Raw genomic sequence first — 13,927 nt, forward strand, 5'->3', positions numbered from 1 at the left:
TCAGCACTTAGCCATCCGTAGCAATAACCACGAATTAACATTGATTTGATAGTTGATTTCATTGTCACCTCAATAAAACACGAGGCCGTTTTTAGATACCGTTATTGAGGATTGTTGCGTTGTAGCTTGTGGTTGGTCTAGTTTTTCATCAGTCCATCGACTACCGTTTAGGTAAGTTGTTGGGTGCATCTTGTCAAAGCCGAATTGCTGAATATGTAACCTGTACTGAATATCATCAGCAAGTAACTTAGCGAACTCATCGATAGTTCCGCCAGTCTCTTTCCGCCACTCTTTGAATTTGGATTTAAATGCGGATTTTGATTTATCCTTCCCAACCTTTCGCATTCCTGCAACCCAAAATATTTTTTCGAATGGCTCAAGAAACGGATCTGGTTTTGCAGGCTCAGAATTCGATTTTTCATCCGTCGAGCGAACCTCTTCGATCATAGTGTTTTTATTATCTTTCTTTTCTTTTGTAGTATTGTCTTTTGTGTTTACCTGATTCGGGTAATGACCTTTACCTGATTCGGGTAAAGTTTTCTTACCTGATTCGGGTAATGTTACCTTTTTCGGGTAAGTTTGTTTTTCTTTCCATTCATGGATGTTTTTATTAATTGAAACATGGCGTTTTTCTGCCACTAAAATTCCTCTGGAAACCAACTCACTTTTAGCTGCTGAACACTTGTGCGGCAACATTCCAGTTAACTTTGAAAGTTGCTCATTGCCAACCCAATCAGATTTTTTGTTATAACCGTAAGTCTTTCTGGCAATAGCAAAGAAAACTAACAATTGATGTTGGGTTAAATTGGCAAGCATGACAGCCTCAAGCAGCTCATTGGCTATTCTGGTGTAGCCGTTATCAAGGTCAGCCACTTTGCTCTCCACGACCTTTAGCTCAGGTCTAAAATCATCAAGATATTTTATTTCCGCTGACACACTGACCTCCTTGTGCTTTTTTAAACTCTTCGACAAATCGCTTGCCGAAATTCCTGTTTTTTGCAGCTGCGACTAATAGCCCATCAGGGCTATCAGGATGTGCTCTTTCTTCTTGATTTTGGTTGATAAATCGGCGTTTTTTTGCCATAATTACCTCATTGAGTTGTTGTTAAATTAAGTCCATTTGTTGAGAAGCCTCACCATTCGCAGTGGTTGAGGCTTTTCTTTTTGGTGCTTTGACATGTTCAAGCATCTGAATTAATGCCCTAGCCTCATCACCTTGCAATATCACTGTGTCATCTGGTGTCTCATACCCAATAGCAACTAAAAGCCTTGCACAACGTTGTATGAAGCTTAATTGCGTTTTAGATTGTTGAGATTGCCAGCGAGATATTTGTGATTCGTGAATACCCGTTCTTTTCGCTACTTCTCTAGCGCCAGTAACAAGTATCCCTTTCATGATTTTTGATTCGATTTCTCGAAATTTGCGTTCGTTTGATAGTTCCATTTGTTAAATTCCTTCTTAGATTACTTCCCATATTGGGAACAGCAGTAATGATCCGTGGCTCATTCCATATGAGCTGGTATTGATATGTTCCACAATGGCGGAACCTAGATTGTGAAAAGAGCGGGTGAAGCTAATTTTTATCTTTTACTAAATGCTCAAATGGTATTCCGAACAGTTCGTTGATTTGAGCGTATCTTGCAGGAGGAATGCGTCCTTTGTGCTCCCATTGTCTAATGGCTTGATCGCTAATCTTTAGCTTCTTAGCTAAAGCTGGAATTCCACCTGCTTTTTTAATTGTTGTTTCCAATGCATTCATAAAGATATTCCTTTAACTGATTAACAACAAGAAGAATACAAGAATTACTTTACTTAAGCAAGTGTTGCTTGTTGGAAAAATAAAAGTGCAACTTGTATATTGAGCGAATGAAAACTATGCGCGAAAGAATCAAGCAAGCTAGACTTGCAAAAAACATGACCCAAGCTGAGTTAGCTGAGTTGGTAGGCGTATCACCACAATCAGTACAGCAGTGGGAGACCAGTACTGAGCCAAGAAAAAACAGAGTTATTAAAATTGCTGAAATACTTGAAGTTGATACCAATTGGTTATTATTCGGAATAACTGACATTGATGAAAAAAACAAAGTCAGTAGTATTCAAATAAAGCAAGATGGTGAAATTTCAGATAAAAATAACTACAAGGTGGAGATGCTGGATATCCAAGCTAGTGCAGGACCTGGTGTGATGGTTCTTGATGATTTCATTGAAACAATAACAGCTATTGAGTATTCAGCGGATGAAGCAAAAAGACTGTTTGGTGGTAGATCTGCATCCACAATCAAGATGATCACTGTTAAAGGTGACTCTATGGCTGGAACATTTGAGCCTAGAGATCAAATATTCGTAGATATCACCACTAACTTTTTTGATGGTGATGGAATTTATGTCTTTGTTTTAGATAATCAGCTATATATAAAAAGGCTTCAAAAGCAATATAAGAGGCTGGCTGTTATATCTGATAACGCAAGATATGAAACTTGGTATTTGGAAGAGGACAGTATCAATGGTCTCTACATTCACGCCAAAGTTTTAGTTAGCCAATCTATAAAATACAAATTTCATGGATAGAAATTTATTCAATTATCAGGTGGTAGCCAAATGAAAAATATAGCTTTATTGCTAATTACGGTTGCTTCAATATCTGCTCACGCTACTAATAAGATTGATCTCACTAATGAGGATGACTTCAAATTGATAACTACAATTATGAAAGCATCTGAGTGCAACGCTTACTCTTCTTTATATAAATTTCAGCAAGAAAAAAATGTTCAAAATGGGGATGAGTTTATAGATAAATTCATGAGCAGTGAGGCAAAAAAGAAAAACAGCACCTTAGTTGATATGACCAACGATTGCCAGAAAGCGCTACTGGATTTTGCAGAAATAACATCAAGTAAAAACTAACCACCTCTCATTTATCCCATCACAGATCCCTCTTTAATGAGGGATTTTTTATGCCCAAAAATCACAAAACCATCCAACAGAATAAAAAATTTAAATTTTTTACAAAAAATAACACAAATAAAAACAAGTATTTATTGTTAAAATAAAGATTAACTCAAGTTTAAACACAAGTTACACTTGTTTTAATAAAGCAATGCTTGTATAGTTAATCACATCGAAGGCAAGGAGCCATAGATAAACAGGATGTTCGCTCTTTTACAAATTAACTCCCGCCATTGTGGGAAAGTTTCAAAACTCCAAGTGAGTATTGGGATTGGTGAATGCTAAGGCTGATTAGCAGCTGAATGCTAGCAGGCGTGGGCAACCAGTAAAGTAGCTGGGATTGTTCACAAGTAGGAGATCAGCACCTACCACCAATCACCAATACTTACTAACCGAGGGTAAATTATGGCTCAAATTACTTACTTACCGCGCACTGGTAAGACAAATTCAAAGATGCGTCGTTATATCGCTAGAGGTGAATTAATGGCGCGTAAGGCTTTAGAAAAAGCTAACCGTGGTCGCACTACTGAGGAAATATGGGATTCAATCATTAAGCCAGTCGATGAAACAGATGTGCTGGCAAGCTTGGTGTTAAGTCTTAAATCAGCACCAGATACACGTAAAACATTAAAACTGAAAAATAAGCCGAGCAGTGAGTTCGGGGTTACGGCGAGGGTTTAGATATGGCAGGTTTAGATGTGACATTTCAGCAAGAATTAATAATCGACTGCAAGCAGTCTCAGCGTAAGTACATGTCTTGGGCTAAAGAGGATAAGGAATATCCTGAGTTACGTAAGGCTTGGTTAGAGCTGGCACTTATGGCGCGTCGTCATGCACGTGAGTGGTTCGTAATGAGTTAACTAATTACAGTCCATTCTGTGGGCTGTGGTGAGTTGATTAATAGATAGGAGATAGAGATGGAGTTAAAGATAGATAGAGGCACTCTACTCGCTGTTATGGAGTGCATGGCAATAGGAGATGTCCGCTACTCTATTTGCGGAATCTGCTTTCTTCCTAACGGTAAAGTGGCTGGCACAGATGGTCACATGCTGGCATACGGCGAACACGATAACGAAATTGAAAATGAAGTTATTTTGTCAGTGGGTAAATTACCAACTAAGCAATTCGATTATGCAATTTTCGATACTGATGACGGAATTGTTAGGCTGTTTTCAGATAAAAATACGCTAATAGGTGTTTCAATGTGTAGTGTTATCGACGGGCGCTTCCCACACATCGACAAGCTAATCGAAAAAACAAGAAAAATGAAAGAAAACTTACCATTCAAAATAGGTATTAACGTTTCATTTCTCGCCAAATTACAGAAGATAGCAAAGTATGTTAACCCTAAAATGCCAGCTATCGAACTTCAATTCAAAACAGGTCAAGATGCTATCATTTGCGACATATTCAATCCTTACAAGCCAGTATCGGTATTGATTATGCCAATGCGTATTTAGTTAATAACGGAGGGAGTATGACAACCCTCGGCCAGCAGTAACCCACCACTTAATCATTCATATCGCTATTAATAGTGAGGAATATGCACATAAGGAACATAGAAAATGGCAAATGAATTAGTCGTAATTGAACAAGCTACGGCGCTAGATTTGTTTACGGCACCAGAAAAAGTAAATCAGATGCTAGAGCACATTAAATCTCTTGCAGAAGAAGAGCGAAAAGAACTCGATAGTGATTTATCTGTGGCTAAAAACCGAAAAGCATTCGCTTCTCTGGCATACAAAGTAACTCAAACAAAAACAGCTATTGATAAGGCTGGCAAGCTGGTTGTTGATGACCTGAAAGAATTACCTAAGAAAGTAGATGCCGCACGTAAGCTATTTCGAGACGAACTTGACTCACTGAGTAATGGCATTCGCAAGCCACTAACAGAGTGGGAGGCGCAAGAAAAATCTCGTGAAGAAGCTAAAGCACTTAAGAAGCAAATCGAGCTTGACCACGAAGAAGCTCTGCAAATGAACGAGTTGTTTGATTTACGCAAAGCCGAAGAAGAACGCCAGCGCATTGCTCGTGAAGAAGAAATGAAGCGACAAGCTGCGGAGCAAGCAAGACTTGAAGCTGAACGTAAAGCACAGCAAGAAATTGAAGCGGCAGCACGGCGCGAGCGTGAAGCAAAAGAGGTTGCCGAACGCGCTGAGCGTGAAAAGCAGGAAGCTATTCAACGTGCAGAGCAAGCAGCGAAAGAAGCCAAGGAAAAGGCAGAGCGTGATGCTAAAGAAGCTCAGGAACGAGCTGAACGTGAGAAGCAATTAGCTATCGAAGCTGAGCGTAAGAAAGCGCAGGAAGCAGAACAAGCACGATTAGCAGAAGAAGAACGTAAGCGTCAAGAAGAGGCTAAACGTCAGGCTGATAAGGAGCATCGTCGCAAGTATAACCAAGAAACCTTACAGGCATTAGTAAGTAACGGATTTGATGAAAAATTAGCAACTGAATTTATTAAGCTAGTTGCAAGTAAACAAATCCCTCACATGACAATGAACTACTAATACCCACCGCACAAACACCAGATAACCACCCTATCGCTCACCTAGCGAGGTAACAATGAAATCAGAATATTACATCACTATGCGTGATTGCATGGCGGTGCGTATCACTACGCCTTTTTTACAACTCGCACGTCAGGCGGCGAGGATAGCCGTCTCAACTAATAACAAGGATGTCTGGCGGTTGGCGAGTCAACTACAGAAGATGGCTTACGGGGGAAAATATGTCACTGACTATACGTTACACCTATGCAGATATGACCAGTAGAAACAGAAATAATGGCACGGAAATAGCCTTTCAGAATCTTAACGATGTCCGCATTGAAACCGAATCATTCAGAGAACTTACTCAATATTACCAACCAGAGCCGTCAGAAGTCGTTGATTACATCATTAATCAGTATGACGCAAAGTCACTCGCAGCAGCTATTCATCTCTCAGGACGAGGGGAGGTAGTCGCAAAGATACTCAATGAGTTGTATTTCAGGAGGGTTGCGTGAATCCTTACCATGAACTTGACGCAAGGGAAGAACGCAAACAAGAAGAAGCATCATGGATTGATGCAAAGGACGCTGAGTTAAGCAATGTCGCATTTAATGTGGTTGATGGATTACCAAAGGATATTACCAGTCAATGGAGTGACAGCGTTTTCGATATGACTATTGATAGTCTTTACAAGGAGTTAAAGAACTATCAAGAACGCAGGAGGATGTCGTGACAAATGCAGTTCAAAAAATATATGAGGTTGTAAATCCTCTTAAAAATGAGTTCGAACAAGTGTGTAGCGAGCCAAGCATTGCATTCAAAAGGGAATCTGAATTTGCCATGCAAATATTCGCGAACAATGATTATCTGGCAAATGTTGCAGTTAATAATCTTGTTTCAGTTCGTAGTGCGATCATGAATGTATCAGCTATCGGAATTAGTTTAAATCCAGCGCAAAAACTGGCTTATCTAGTTCCTAGAGATAAGAAAGTATGTCTCGATATTAGCTATATGGGCTTGATGCATATTGCTCAACAATCACAGGCTATTAAGTGGTGTCAATCAAGCATTGTTCGACAAAATGATAATTTCCAGCTCACATCAATAGATACCGCACCCCGCCACGAATACAACGCCTTTGCCACTCAGGAACAGAGAGGTGAGATTGTCGGAGCTTACACGGTAGTAAAAACAGAAGATGGAGATTATCTAACTCACACAATGGCTATTGCTGATATTTACGCAATACGTGACCGTTCATCAGCATGGAAAGCTTGGATATCAAAGAAAAAATCGTGTCCTTGGGTAACTGACGAAGAGCAGATGATCCTAAAAACAGTAGTAAAACAAGCAGCCAAATACTGGCCTCGTAGAGAGCGCCTAGATAAGGCTATTGACTATATTAATACTGAGGCTGGAGAAGGTATTGATTTTGGAAATGAGCAACAAGAACCAAAGGACATAACGCCAGCAAGTGAGGATCAATTAAAGGCTATCACGGATTTGATGCTTAAAGTTAATGGCGAGTGGAGTGACGCATTTTTCGCATTCATTAGTAAAAAATTCAACCATCAAATATCCCATCCAGAGCAATTAACCGCATTTGAAGCCAATACCATTATCGACATGCTAAGGAAAAAGGCAGAAGGAAAATGATTAGTAATGACATCATTCTAAGCAAATAAAGGTGACTCTATGTATGCAAAGCAATTACAAGAAGGAGAAATATTTGGACTCCTAACAGTGTGTAAATTCTCCCATATGAAAGATGGCAGGCGGGTTTACATTTGCTCATGTAAGTGCGGAAACACCTGCTTAAGAGCGGCTAACTCACTAAAGTCATCTGGAATTAAGAGCTGCGGATGCTTAGTCGGAAGAAACAAAACCCATGGATATAGAAATACGAGGATATACAAAATATGGGTAGGAATGAAAAACAGATGCACAAACAAAAATAATAAAGACTATGAAAAATACCATGCCAGAGGAATAAGCAAAGAATGGCTTGATTTCAAAGCTTTTTTTAATGACATGGGTAACCCACCATCAAGAAATCACCAACTAGACAGAATAGATAACAATGGCCCTTACTCTAAAGAAAATTGCAGATGGGCTACCGTATCAGAGCAAGCAATGAATAGGTCTAACTCATTCTACTGGCATATTGGCGATTTGGTGTTCGATAGCTGCTATTCAGCATCCAATCATTTCAAGGTGAAGCCAGCAACTATTTATAAATGGTGTAACGGATATATAAATAGAGGCAAAAAAGTACCACCAAGAAATGGCTGTAGGAAGGTTCCAAAATATGAGTAGACCATGGGAAAGTGCGTTCGAGGATATATTTGGACCAATATCCAACATTGAACAAGGTAGCGATATCTGGTTACAAGCAAGGCTCGGCGTAGTAACTGCCTCTGAGGCATGGAAGGTTATCTCTAAGCCAAGATCAGGAACAAAATGGACAGACACAAAGAAAACATATTTAAACACCCTTATTGGTGAAGTCTGTACGAGTGTTTACAAGGAGGTATCAGCAAGGACGCTGGAATGGGGTAAAAACTATGAATTAGAAGCAAGGATGACATTCGAGTTTTACACCGGATTAACGGCAAAGGAAGTGCCAATAATATTCAAAGATGAGCAACTACGGATGGCTTGCTCACCAGATGGCATTTGCAGTGATGGCTCAGGATTGGAGCTTAAATGCCCTAATAACACGGACGTATTTATAGACTTGGCATTGAATGGAATCAATGCAATGAAAAAGGAATATGTGGCTCAAGTTCAATATTCCATGTGGGTTACAGGTAAGGATATCTGGCACTTTGCAAATTTTGACCCACGCATGCCGGCAGGGAAAGAAATCGCATATTTCCCTGTTGAGCGTGACGAAAAAATGATGAAAGAATTCGACGAGTTAGTGCCTGAGTTCATCGAAGTAATGGATCAGGGGTTAAACAAGTTAGGCATTCAATTTGGCAATCAATGGAGTGTATATGGCAAGTAAAGGAGTAAACAAGGTAATCCTCATTGGTCACTTAGGGCAGGATCCAGAAATCCGCTATATGCCGAGTGGTGGCGCAGTAGCAAATCTCACACTAGCCACATCGGAATCGTGGCGAGATAAACAAACTGGTGAAATGAAAGAAAAAACCGAGTGGCATCGAGTATGCATCTTCGGAAAGTTAGCGGAAATTGCAGGTGAATATCTGAGAAAAGGAAGCCAGGTATATATCGAGGGCTCACTGCAAACCAGAAAATGGCAAGACCAAAGCGGGCAAGACCGATACACAACAGAAGTAGTGGTAAATGTCGGTGGAACAATGCAGATGCTGGGCGGTAACGGTGGTAATCAGGCAGGAAGCCAGAAACCACAGCCTCAAGGATGGGGACAACCTCAGCAACCGCAACAGCCTAAACAACAAACTCCACAATACCCTGAGCCACCAATGGATTTATCAGATGATATTCCGTTCGCTCCTATCGGACTCCCCTACCCACGCCACGCTATTTATGTGATTTAACCAAAGGATATAACCATTACTCAGTGCAAGGATGCAAACAGGAGATAGATGTCTCCAACAACTAAACAAAAGAGGATTCAATAATGGCGAATACCGCTAGATTAAGACTGGGCTTCTCACCTTTAACTAAAAAAATAAGCTTAGCAAAAATGAAAGTCGTCGGCGATGGTCTCTTGGTCAGAGTTGGTAACGATGAAAGAGACGTGACAAATGAAGCCGCACAAATGGTCTGGCAATTAGTAATTGCTGAAGTCGGGGAAATAAATTGGCATAGAGAAGATGGAAAGATCATGAAGCTAAAGGCTGAACTGATTGATGACGACAACTCGCAGGGATGCAATAAGAGGAATGAATAATGGCAATAGTTCAATTTTATACAACAAGAAGAAAAGACGAAAACCCATCAAAAATTACTAACAACCTCCGATATGAATTACCAGATGATCATAATTTCAGTGCTGATGATGATCTAGATTCATGCATTGAAGCATGTGCAGAATATTATCACGCTGATTGTGACGGATGGGAAGATAAATGGCCGTTGTTATTCATGTTATGGATTGATGACCAATATCTTGGCACGTTTGAAGTTGAGCGTGAGTTTGACCCAGTATTCTCAGCAAACAAGGTGGAATGAATATGAGTAAGCAGATAGTTTTAGTTGCAAGAACAAACAAGGTTGGATCTGACTCTGAATGTGGGCTGGGTATTACTGAGGACGAATGGGATAAATTAACCGAAGAAGAACAATCAGGATATGTAAATACTGCAATTGATAATCTTGTTGATTGGTATGTGAAGACAGAAGATTAAGGTGGATTGATGGATAAATCAAGGCAGCAATTTGAAGCATTTATAAGTAAAGGTGATTACCCTTGGGTAAAAGGTATTATCCCTGTCATGTGGATGGTGTGGGAAGCATCGCGCGAAAGTGCTGAGCCAGAAATTAAACATCATCAACTAAGAGAGCTTGTTAATACCGCAAGAGATACGGCTATTAAATATCAAGGGTGTCAATGCTTACGTTCAGCGTTATCAACAGCCATAAGACACAGCTTAATCAGCAATGGAGTGAAAATAAAAGATGAATAATGAATATAACAGAGAGCAAATGAAATCAGGAATTCTATATGCTAGCAATCATTTAATTAGCGCATACAGAGCTAACTTTATAGAGTGTGATGAGAAGCAGTTCGCTTATATCATGGCCCAATTATCTCACGTTGCAAAGGAAGCTATCGATATTGAATTAATGATGGATAGTGTTTTGTCATGCGATGATGAAGCTGAAAATTGGATTAAAGAAACTTTAATTAAACATTCTAAATAAATAACCATGCAAATAATCGGATATGTATTGCTCATGCTAATACAGGGTTCTGCTGTGCCTGTAACGGAAGATATATACACGCAATCGGAATGCAATAAACGCGCTGAATATTTAATGTCAGTTAAGAATGTTGAGGTTATTTGTGGAGAGGTAATTCGTGAAAATAACAATTGAATGTAAAGATAATGAGTATTTATTTGCTCTTGAAGCAGCAAAAACAATTATCAGTAATAAGCCAGATGTTAATGCATTAGCCGTGGCTACTGGTGATGGGAAAACGGCGTACGGGAAGAAATCACATGCGGGTAATTACAAAATAACTGTTAAGGATTAATCAATGAATAAATACACCGAACTATCTGACTTCGAGATTAATAAGCGCGTCTTTGTTGCTGCGAAAATAGAACATGAAGACACGAACTTACATAGTAATAAAGTTTTCTATGGTGATGGAGCAAACTGGATTGAATTTAATCCCTGTAATAACCCTACTGACGCAATGCCGATTATTAAAGATAATTTCATATCTATAACTCATGATGGAATAGCATGGGATGTTGGTTGTGCTAAATACCCAGAGTTAAGTGTGTGGAATGGTCTGGAAAACTACAATGATAATTTTTATCGCAAGGCTATGGAATTATTTCTATTAATCAAGGATGCGGAGAATGAAAAAGTATGACTTGATATTGTGCGATCCTCCTTGGTCTTACAATAACAAAGTTTCCAATGGCGCAGCAGATAATCATTACAACACTACCGACTTATATTCCCTCTCCCGATTACCAATAGAAAAACACTCCTCTAAAAATGCCGTACTGTTTATGTGGTACACAGGCAACTTTGCACTCGAAGCAATTAAATTAGCCGAAGCATGGGGTTTTAAAGTTAAAAATATGTTCGGTTTCGCATGGGTGAAATTAAATAAAAATGCAGGAGATAGAATAAACAAAAAACCGCCCGAAGACTTTTTCGATTTTATGGAAATATTAAACAATGAGACGAAGATTAATTGCGGTAATTATACTCGTCAAAATGTCGAAATGTGTTTAATAGCCACAAGAGGTAATGGATTACCTCGTAAGTCTGCAAGTGTCAGGCAAGTTATTTATTCATGCTTAGGTGAACACAGCGAGAAACCGAAGGAAGTCCATCATCGCTTAGAGGAATTATATGGAGATGTTCCTAGACTCGAATTATTTGCACGAGAGAAATACGGTGATTGGGATGTGTATGGCGACCAAGCAGAAGAAAGCATTCAATTAATATAAAGGTAAATTATGGATATTATCGACTCAGCAAACGAATTAGAACAATTACATATTCAAGCCTCATTATTAAATCGCAAACCTGCAATTAAATCATATAACGGAATGTGCATTTGGTGTCACGAAGAACCTGTCTCACCTAATAGTGCATATTGCAGTAAAGATTGTGGTGATGACCATGAACAACATAAACGGAAGAATGGATAGTATTGCATTAGAAAATGCACGACGGCAAATAGCAAAGGAATGCTTAATCGAACTAAGAAGCCATGGAATACCAAACGACAAACTAACCACTCAGATCCTCGATAAATACACACCAAAGTTTAAGCCTCTAAATCACACAAAGTACAACACCAAAGATGTTATGTGCCAATACATCAGAAATCTGCAAAAGGAAGAGAAAGATGGATGACTTAACTCAGTTGATGCCAAATAAATGGGTGACAGAAACGGTTTTAGTTGCTATCACAGGAATGAAACCGGGAACAATAAAGCGAGCTAGGGAAAGCTCATGGGCAATTGGAAGAGAATATATTCACGTATCGCCAGAAGGAGAGCCAAAGCCAAACTCAGAATGCATGTACAATCATCAGGCAATCAACACATGGATTGAGAGACAAATAAAGAAACAACCGAGGTGATGTAATGATTAAATATCCGACTGGGGTTGAGCTGCATAATGGCTCCCTCAGGATAAATTTCGTTTATAAAGGAAAGAGGATCAGGAAATGGCTGGCTATGCCAGATACAGCGAAGAATAGAAAAATTGCTGGTGAATATAGGGCCTCTATTGTTTACAAGATAAAAATGGGGACATTTGTTTTTGATGATGAGTTTCCAGATGACAAAAGAAGCTCTTCATATTCAAAGGATATTAACTTCATAGAACTTGTTGATTTGTATATGGAGTTGAAGAAAACAGAGATAGCAACAAGCACATTGCGTCGCTATGACTCTATTTCTCGCTCACTAATGCAGTTTGTTAATTGCAAGAAAAGTATTTCAACATACACTCCTTCTGATTTGCTAAGAATTAGAAATAAGTTACTTACAGATCATCAGTTACCTAACAAATATAGACCAACACGAGATGATGGTAGAAGTGTTGCTACTGTAAATAACTATATGCGAATGCTTTTATCATTATTTAGATTTGCTTATAGAAACAAATATATTAACGATGATATTACTGTTGACTGTGGCTATCTGAAAAAAGAAAAGCCTATTCCTGATCCTCTGAATGAGGATGAGTTCAAAAGGCTGTTACTAGCATGTCAGAATAATCAATCTAGAAACATGCTCATTCTATCTGTATATACAGGGTTAAGACCTGGTGAGCTAACAGGATTAGCATGGGAGGATATAGACTTAGTTAAAAAAACAATAATGGTTAGAAGGAATGTTTGTGGTCCTTCCGACTTTTCATACCCAAAAACAGGTGCTAGCACTGATAGGGTAATTAGCTTATTAGAGCCAGCCTTTAACTGCCTAAAGGATCAGTCTCTATATACAAAGATGACAACTCCAATTGACGTTAAAGTAAAAACTCGTGAGTTTAATAAATATCGAACTGACTCATGCACATTTGTTTTTCAACCATCCATTGTTAGTGTGAATGGCGTTATTACTAAATTTTATTCACCAGGAGGCTTCTCGCAAATATGGAGATCATTAATTAGAAGATCTGGTGTTAGGCACAGAAAGTCATATCAAACAAGACACACCTATGCTTGCTGGATGTTATCTGCTGGAGCGAATCCTGCATTCATTGCAACACAGATGGGGCACTCGTCATCAAAAATGGTACACGATGTTTATGGAGCTTGGATGCCTGAGAACGATCAAGACCAAATATCGCTATTAAACCAAAAATTGAATGATTCTGTCCCCTATGTGTCCCCATCGAGTCACAATAAAGATAACATTCGATTTATATCAAATAGTTAACCCTATCACACCTGCATACTCATTATTTCTTGATAAGCGGCTACCAGCTTATTACGTACTTGTACGCCCATTTGTAATGAGATACTGGATTTTTGCATATCCACCATTACATCGTTTAACTCAACACCGGGTGTACCTAAAGTAAACGCTTGAACTTTGTTGGTTGCATTCATTCGAGTTTCATTAATTTTACCCACGGCTTGAACAAGCTGAGTTGCAAACCCTGCTTGTACTGGCTGGGGTTTCGCAATATTGGATGCTTGCAAAGTCTGGATTTGCATTTTATCCAGAACACTTTCAATAGCTGGAATTGACATATAAACCTCTGCGTTAATCATCTAATTCAATTACTGAATCAATGTCATAGTAAGGAAGTGAACCAACACGCTTACCGAGTTATACCCTAACACAGGGGC

At 39.1% G+C, this 13,927-nt stretch carries 27 protein-coding genes; 22 read left to right on the forward strand and 5 right to left on the reverse strand.

Annotation, left to right across the window (positions count from 1 at the left end):
- Positions 1-69 precede the first annotated feature (69 nt).
- The 4 genes from NBG71_RS06640 to NBG71_RS06655 form a co-directional block, all read right to left on the reverse strand.
- A complete protein-coding gene (locus NBG71_RS06640; RefSeq protein WP_250916695.1) occupies positions 70-936 on the reverse strand; it encodes a replication protein in 867 nt (288 codons plus the stop codon).
- Complete coding sequence (locus NBG71_RS06645) at positions 911-1,084, reverse strand: hypothetical protein (RefSeq protein ID WP_250916696.1); 174 nt, start codon at positions 1,082-1,084, stop codon at positions 911-913. Before NBG71_RS06645 ends, NBG71_RS06640 begins: the two co-directional genes overlap by 26 nt.
- A gap of 21 nt (positions 1,085-1,105) precedes the next feature.
- Positions 1,106-1,444 (reverse strand): CII family transcriptional regulator, encoded by a 339-nt coding sequence (locus NBG71_RS06650; protein WP_159287560.1) that lies wholly within the window; start codon positions 1,442-1,444, stop codon positions 1,106-1,108.
- Positions 1,445-1,574: 130 nt separating this feature from the next.
- The gene (locus NBG71_RS06655) at positions 1,575-1,760 is read right to left on the reverse strand and encodes a Cro/CI family transcriptional regulator (RefSeq protein WP_099660666.1); all 186 of its coding nucleotides are present in this window, start codon (positions 1,758-1,760) and stop codon (positions 1,575-1,577) included.
- 107 nt (positions 1,761-1,867) lie between these two features.
- Here NBG71_RS06655 and NBG71_RS06660 point away from each other — a divergent pair, with 107 nt between their 5' ends.
- The 22 genes from NBG71_RS06660 (at position 1,868) to NBG71_RS06765 (ending at position 13,511) form a co-directional block, all read left to right on the forward strand.
- Positions 1,868-2,569, forward strand: a complete 702-nt coding sequence (locus NBG71_RS06660; protein ID WP_099660665.1) for an XRE family transcriptional regulator — start codon at positions 1,868-1,870, stop codon at positions 2,567-2,569.
- 30 nt (positions 2,570-2,599) lie between these two features.
- Complete coding sequence (locus NBG71_RS06665) at positions 2,600-2,905, forward strand: hypothetical protein (protein ID WP_250916697.1); 306 nt, start codon at positions 2,600-2,602, stop codon at positions 2,903-2,905.
- Between the two features lie 447 nt (positions 2,906-3,352).
- Complete coding sequence (locus NBG71_RS06670; RefSeq protein WP_250916698.1) at positions 3,353-3,628, forward strand: hypothetical protein; 276 nt, start codon at positions 3,353-3,355, stop codon at positions 3,626-3,628.
- A 2-nt stretch (positions 3,629-3,630) separates the two neighbouring features.
- On the forward strand, positions 3,631-3,807 hold the full coding sequence (locus tag NBG71_RS06675) for a hypothetical protein (protein WP_161706177.1): 177 nt from the start codon (positions 3,631-3,633) through the stop codon (positions 3,805-3,807).
- Between the two features lie 57 nt (positions 3,808-3,864).
- On the forward strand, positions 3,865-4,407 hold the full coding sequence (locus NBG71_RS06680) for a beta clamp domain-containing protein (protein ID WP_250916699.1): 543 nt from the start codon (positions 3,865-3,867) through the stop codon (positions 4,405-4,407).
- Positions 4,408-4,512: 105 nt separating this feature from the next.
- Positions 4,513-5,454 carry a coiled-coil domain-containing protein gene (locus NBG71_RS06685; RefSeq protein WP_250916700.1) on the forward strand — a complete coding sequence of 314 codons (942 nt, stop codon included), beginning with the start codon at positions 4,513-4,515 and terminating at the stop codon, positions 5,452-5,454.
- A 493-nt stretch (positions 5,455-5,947) separates the two neighbouring features.
- Positions 5,948-6,169 (forward strand): hypothetical protein, encoded by a 222-nt coding sequence (locus NBG71_RS06690; protein WP_164526666.1) that lies wholly within the window; start codon positions 5,948-5,950, stop codon positions 6,167-6,169.
- Entirely contained in the window at positions 6,166-7,092 is a 927-nt protein-coding gene (locus NBG71_RS06695) for a recombinase RecT (RefSeq protein ID WP_250916701.1), read from the forward strand. Before NBG71_RS06690 ends, NBG71_RS06695 begins: the two co-directional genes overlap by 4 nt.
- A gap of 39 nt (positions 7,093-7,131) precedes the next feature.
- Positions 7,132-7,752 (forward strand): hypothetical protein, encoded by a 621-nt coding sequence (locus NBG71_RS06700; RefSeq protein ID WP_049206325.1) that lies wholly within the window; start codon positions 7,132-7,134, stop codon positions 7,750-7,752.
- Entirely contained in the window at positions 7,745-8,446 is a 702-nt protein-coding gene (locus NBG71_RS06705; protein ID WP_250916702.1) for a lambda exonuclease family protein, read from the forward strand. The genes NBG71_RS06700 and NBG71_RS06705 overlap by 8 nt, the downstream gene beginning before the upstream one ends.
- Positions 8,436-8,963: a single-stranded DNA-binding protein gene (locus NBG71_RS06710; RefSeq protein ID WP_250916703.1), complete on the forward strand. Its 528-nt coding sequence runs from the start codon at positions 8,436-8,438 to the stop codon at positions 8,961-8,963. The genes NBG71_RS06705 and NBG71_RS06710 overlap by 11 nt, the downstream gene beginning before the upstream one ends.
- A gap of 83 nt (positions 8,964-9,046) precedes the next feature.
- Positions 9,047-9,319 (forward strand): DUF7446 family protein, encoded by a 273-nt coding sequence (locus NBG71_RS06715; RefSeq protein ID WP_250916704.1) that lies wholly within the window; start codon positions 9,047-9,049, stop codon positions 9,317-9,319.
- A complete protein-coding gene (locus NBG71_RS06720) occupies positions 9,319-9,600 on the forward strand; it encodes a hypothetical protein (RefSeq protein ID WP_250916705.1) in 282 nt (93 codons plus the stop codon). The genes NBG71_RS06715 and NBG71_RS06720 overlap by 1 nt, the downstream gene beginning before the upstream one ends.
- A gap of 2 nt (positions 9,601-9,602) precedes the next feature.
- The gene (locus NBG71_RS06725; protein WP_250916706.1) at positions 9,603-9,776 is read left to right on the forward strand and encodes a DUF7167 family protein; all 174 of its coding nucleotides are present in this window, start codon (positions 9,603-9,605) and stop codon (positions 9,774-9,776) included.
- Between the two features lie 9 nt (positions 9,777-9,785).
- Positions 9,786-10,055, forward strand: a complete 270-nt coding sequence (locus NBG71_RS06730) for a phiTE_015 family protein (RefSeq protein WP_049211071.1) — start codon at positions 9,786-9,788, stop codon at positions 10,053-10,055.
- Positions 10,048-10,293, forward strand: a complete 246-nt coding sequence (locus NBG71_RS06735; RefSeq protein WP_250916707.1) for a hypothetical protein — start codon at positions 10,048-10,050, stop codon at positions 10,291-10,293. Before NBG71_RS06730 ends, NBG71_RS06735 begins: the two co-directional genes overlap by 8 nt.
- A 157-nt stretch (positions 10,294-10,450) precedes the next feature.
- Positions 10,451-10,627 (forward strand): hypothetical protein, encoded by a 177-nt coding sequence (locus tag NBG71_RS06740; protein WP_004916560.1) that lies wholly within the window; start codon positions 10,451-10,453, stop codon positions 10,625-10,627.
- Between the two features lie 3 nt (positions 10,628-10,630).
- Positions 10,631-10,975 (forward strand): phage protein NinX family protein, encoded by a 345-nt coding sequence (locus NBG71_RS06745; protein ID WP_250916708.1) that lies wholly within the window; start codon positions 10,631-10,633, stop codon positions 10,973-10,975.
- Positions 10,962-11,564, forward strand: a complete 603-nt coding sequence (locus tag NBG71_RS06750) for an MT-A70 family methyltransferase (RefSeq protein WP_250916709.1) — start codon at positions 10,962-10,964, stop codon at positions 11,562-11,564. Before NBG71_RS06745 ends, NBG71_RS06750 begins: the two co-directional genes overlap by 14 nt.
- Before the next feature lie 9 nt (positions 11,565-11,573).
- Positions 11,574-11,768 carry a TraR/DksA C4-type zinc finger protein gene (locus tag NBG71_RS06755; protein ID WP_115370768.1) on the forward strand — a complete coding sequence of 65 codons (195 nt, stop codon included), beginning with the start codon at positions 11,574-11,576 and terminating at the stop codon, positions 11,766-11,768.
- Positions 11,769-11,968: 200 nt separating this feature from the next.
- On the forward strand, positions 11,969-12,205 hold the full coding sequence (xisR, locus tag NBG71_RS06760) for an excisionase family protein (RefSeq protein ID WP_250916710.1): 237 nt from the start codon (positions 11,969-11,971) through the stop codon (positions 12,203-12,205).
- Positions 12,206-12,209: 4 nt separating this feature from the next.
- Positions 12,210-13,511: an Arm DNA-binding domain-containing protein gene (locus NBG71_RS06765; RefSeq protein ID WP_250916711.1), complete on the forward strand. Its 1,302-nt coding sequence runs from the start codon at positions 12,210-12,212 to the stop codon at positions 13,509-13,511.
- A 5-nt stretch (positions 13,512-13,516) separates the two neighbouring features.
- Here the strand turns inward: NBG71_RS06765 and fliE are convergent, their stop codons facing one another.
- Positions 13,517-13,828: a flagellar hook-basal body complex protein FliE gene (gene fliE / locus NBG71_RS06770; protein WP_072068509.1), complete on the reverse strand. Its 312-nt coding sequence runs from the start codon at positions 13,826-13,828 to the stop codon at positions 13,517-13,519.
- Positions 13,829-13,927: the final 99 nt, after the last annotated feature.

The sequence above is a fragment of the Proteus sp. FZP2095 genome (assembly GCF_023701425.1).
Taxonomy (GTDB): domain Bacteria; phylum Pseudomonadota; class Gammaproteobacteria; order Enterobacterales; family Enterobacteriaceae; genus Proteus; species Proteus cibarius.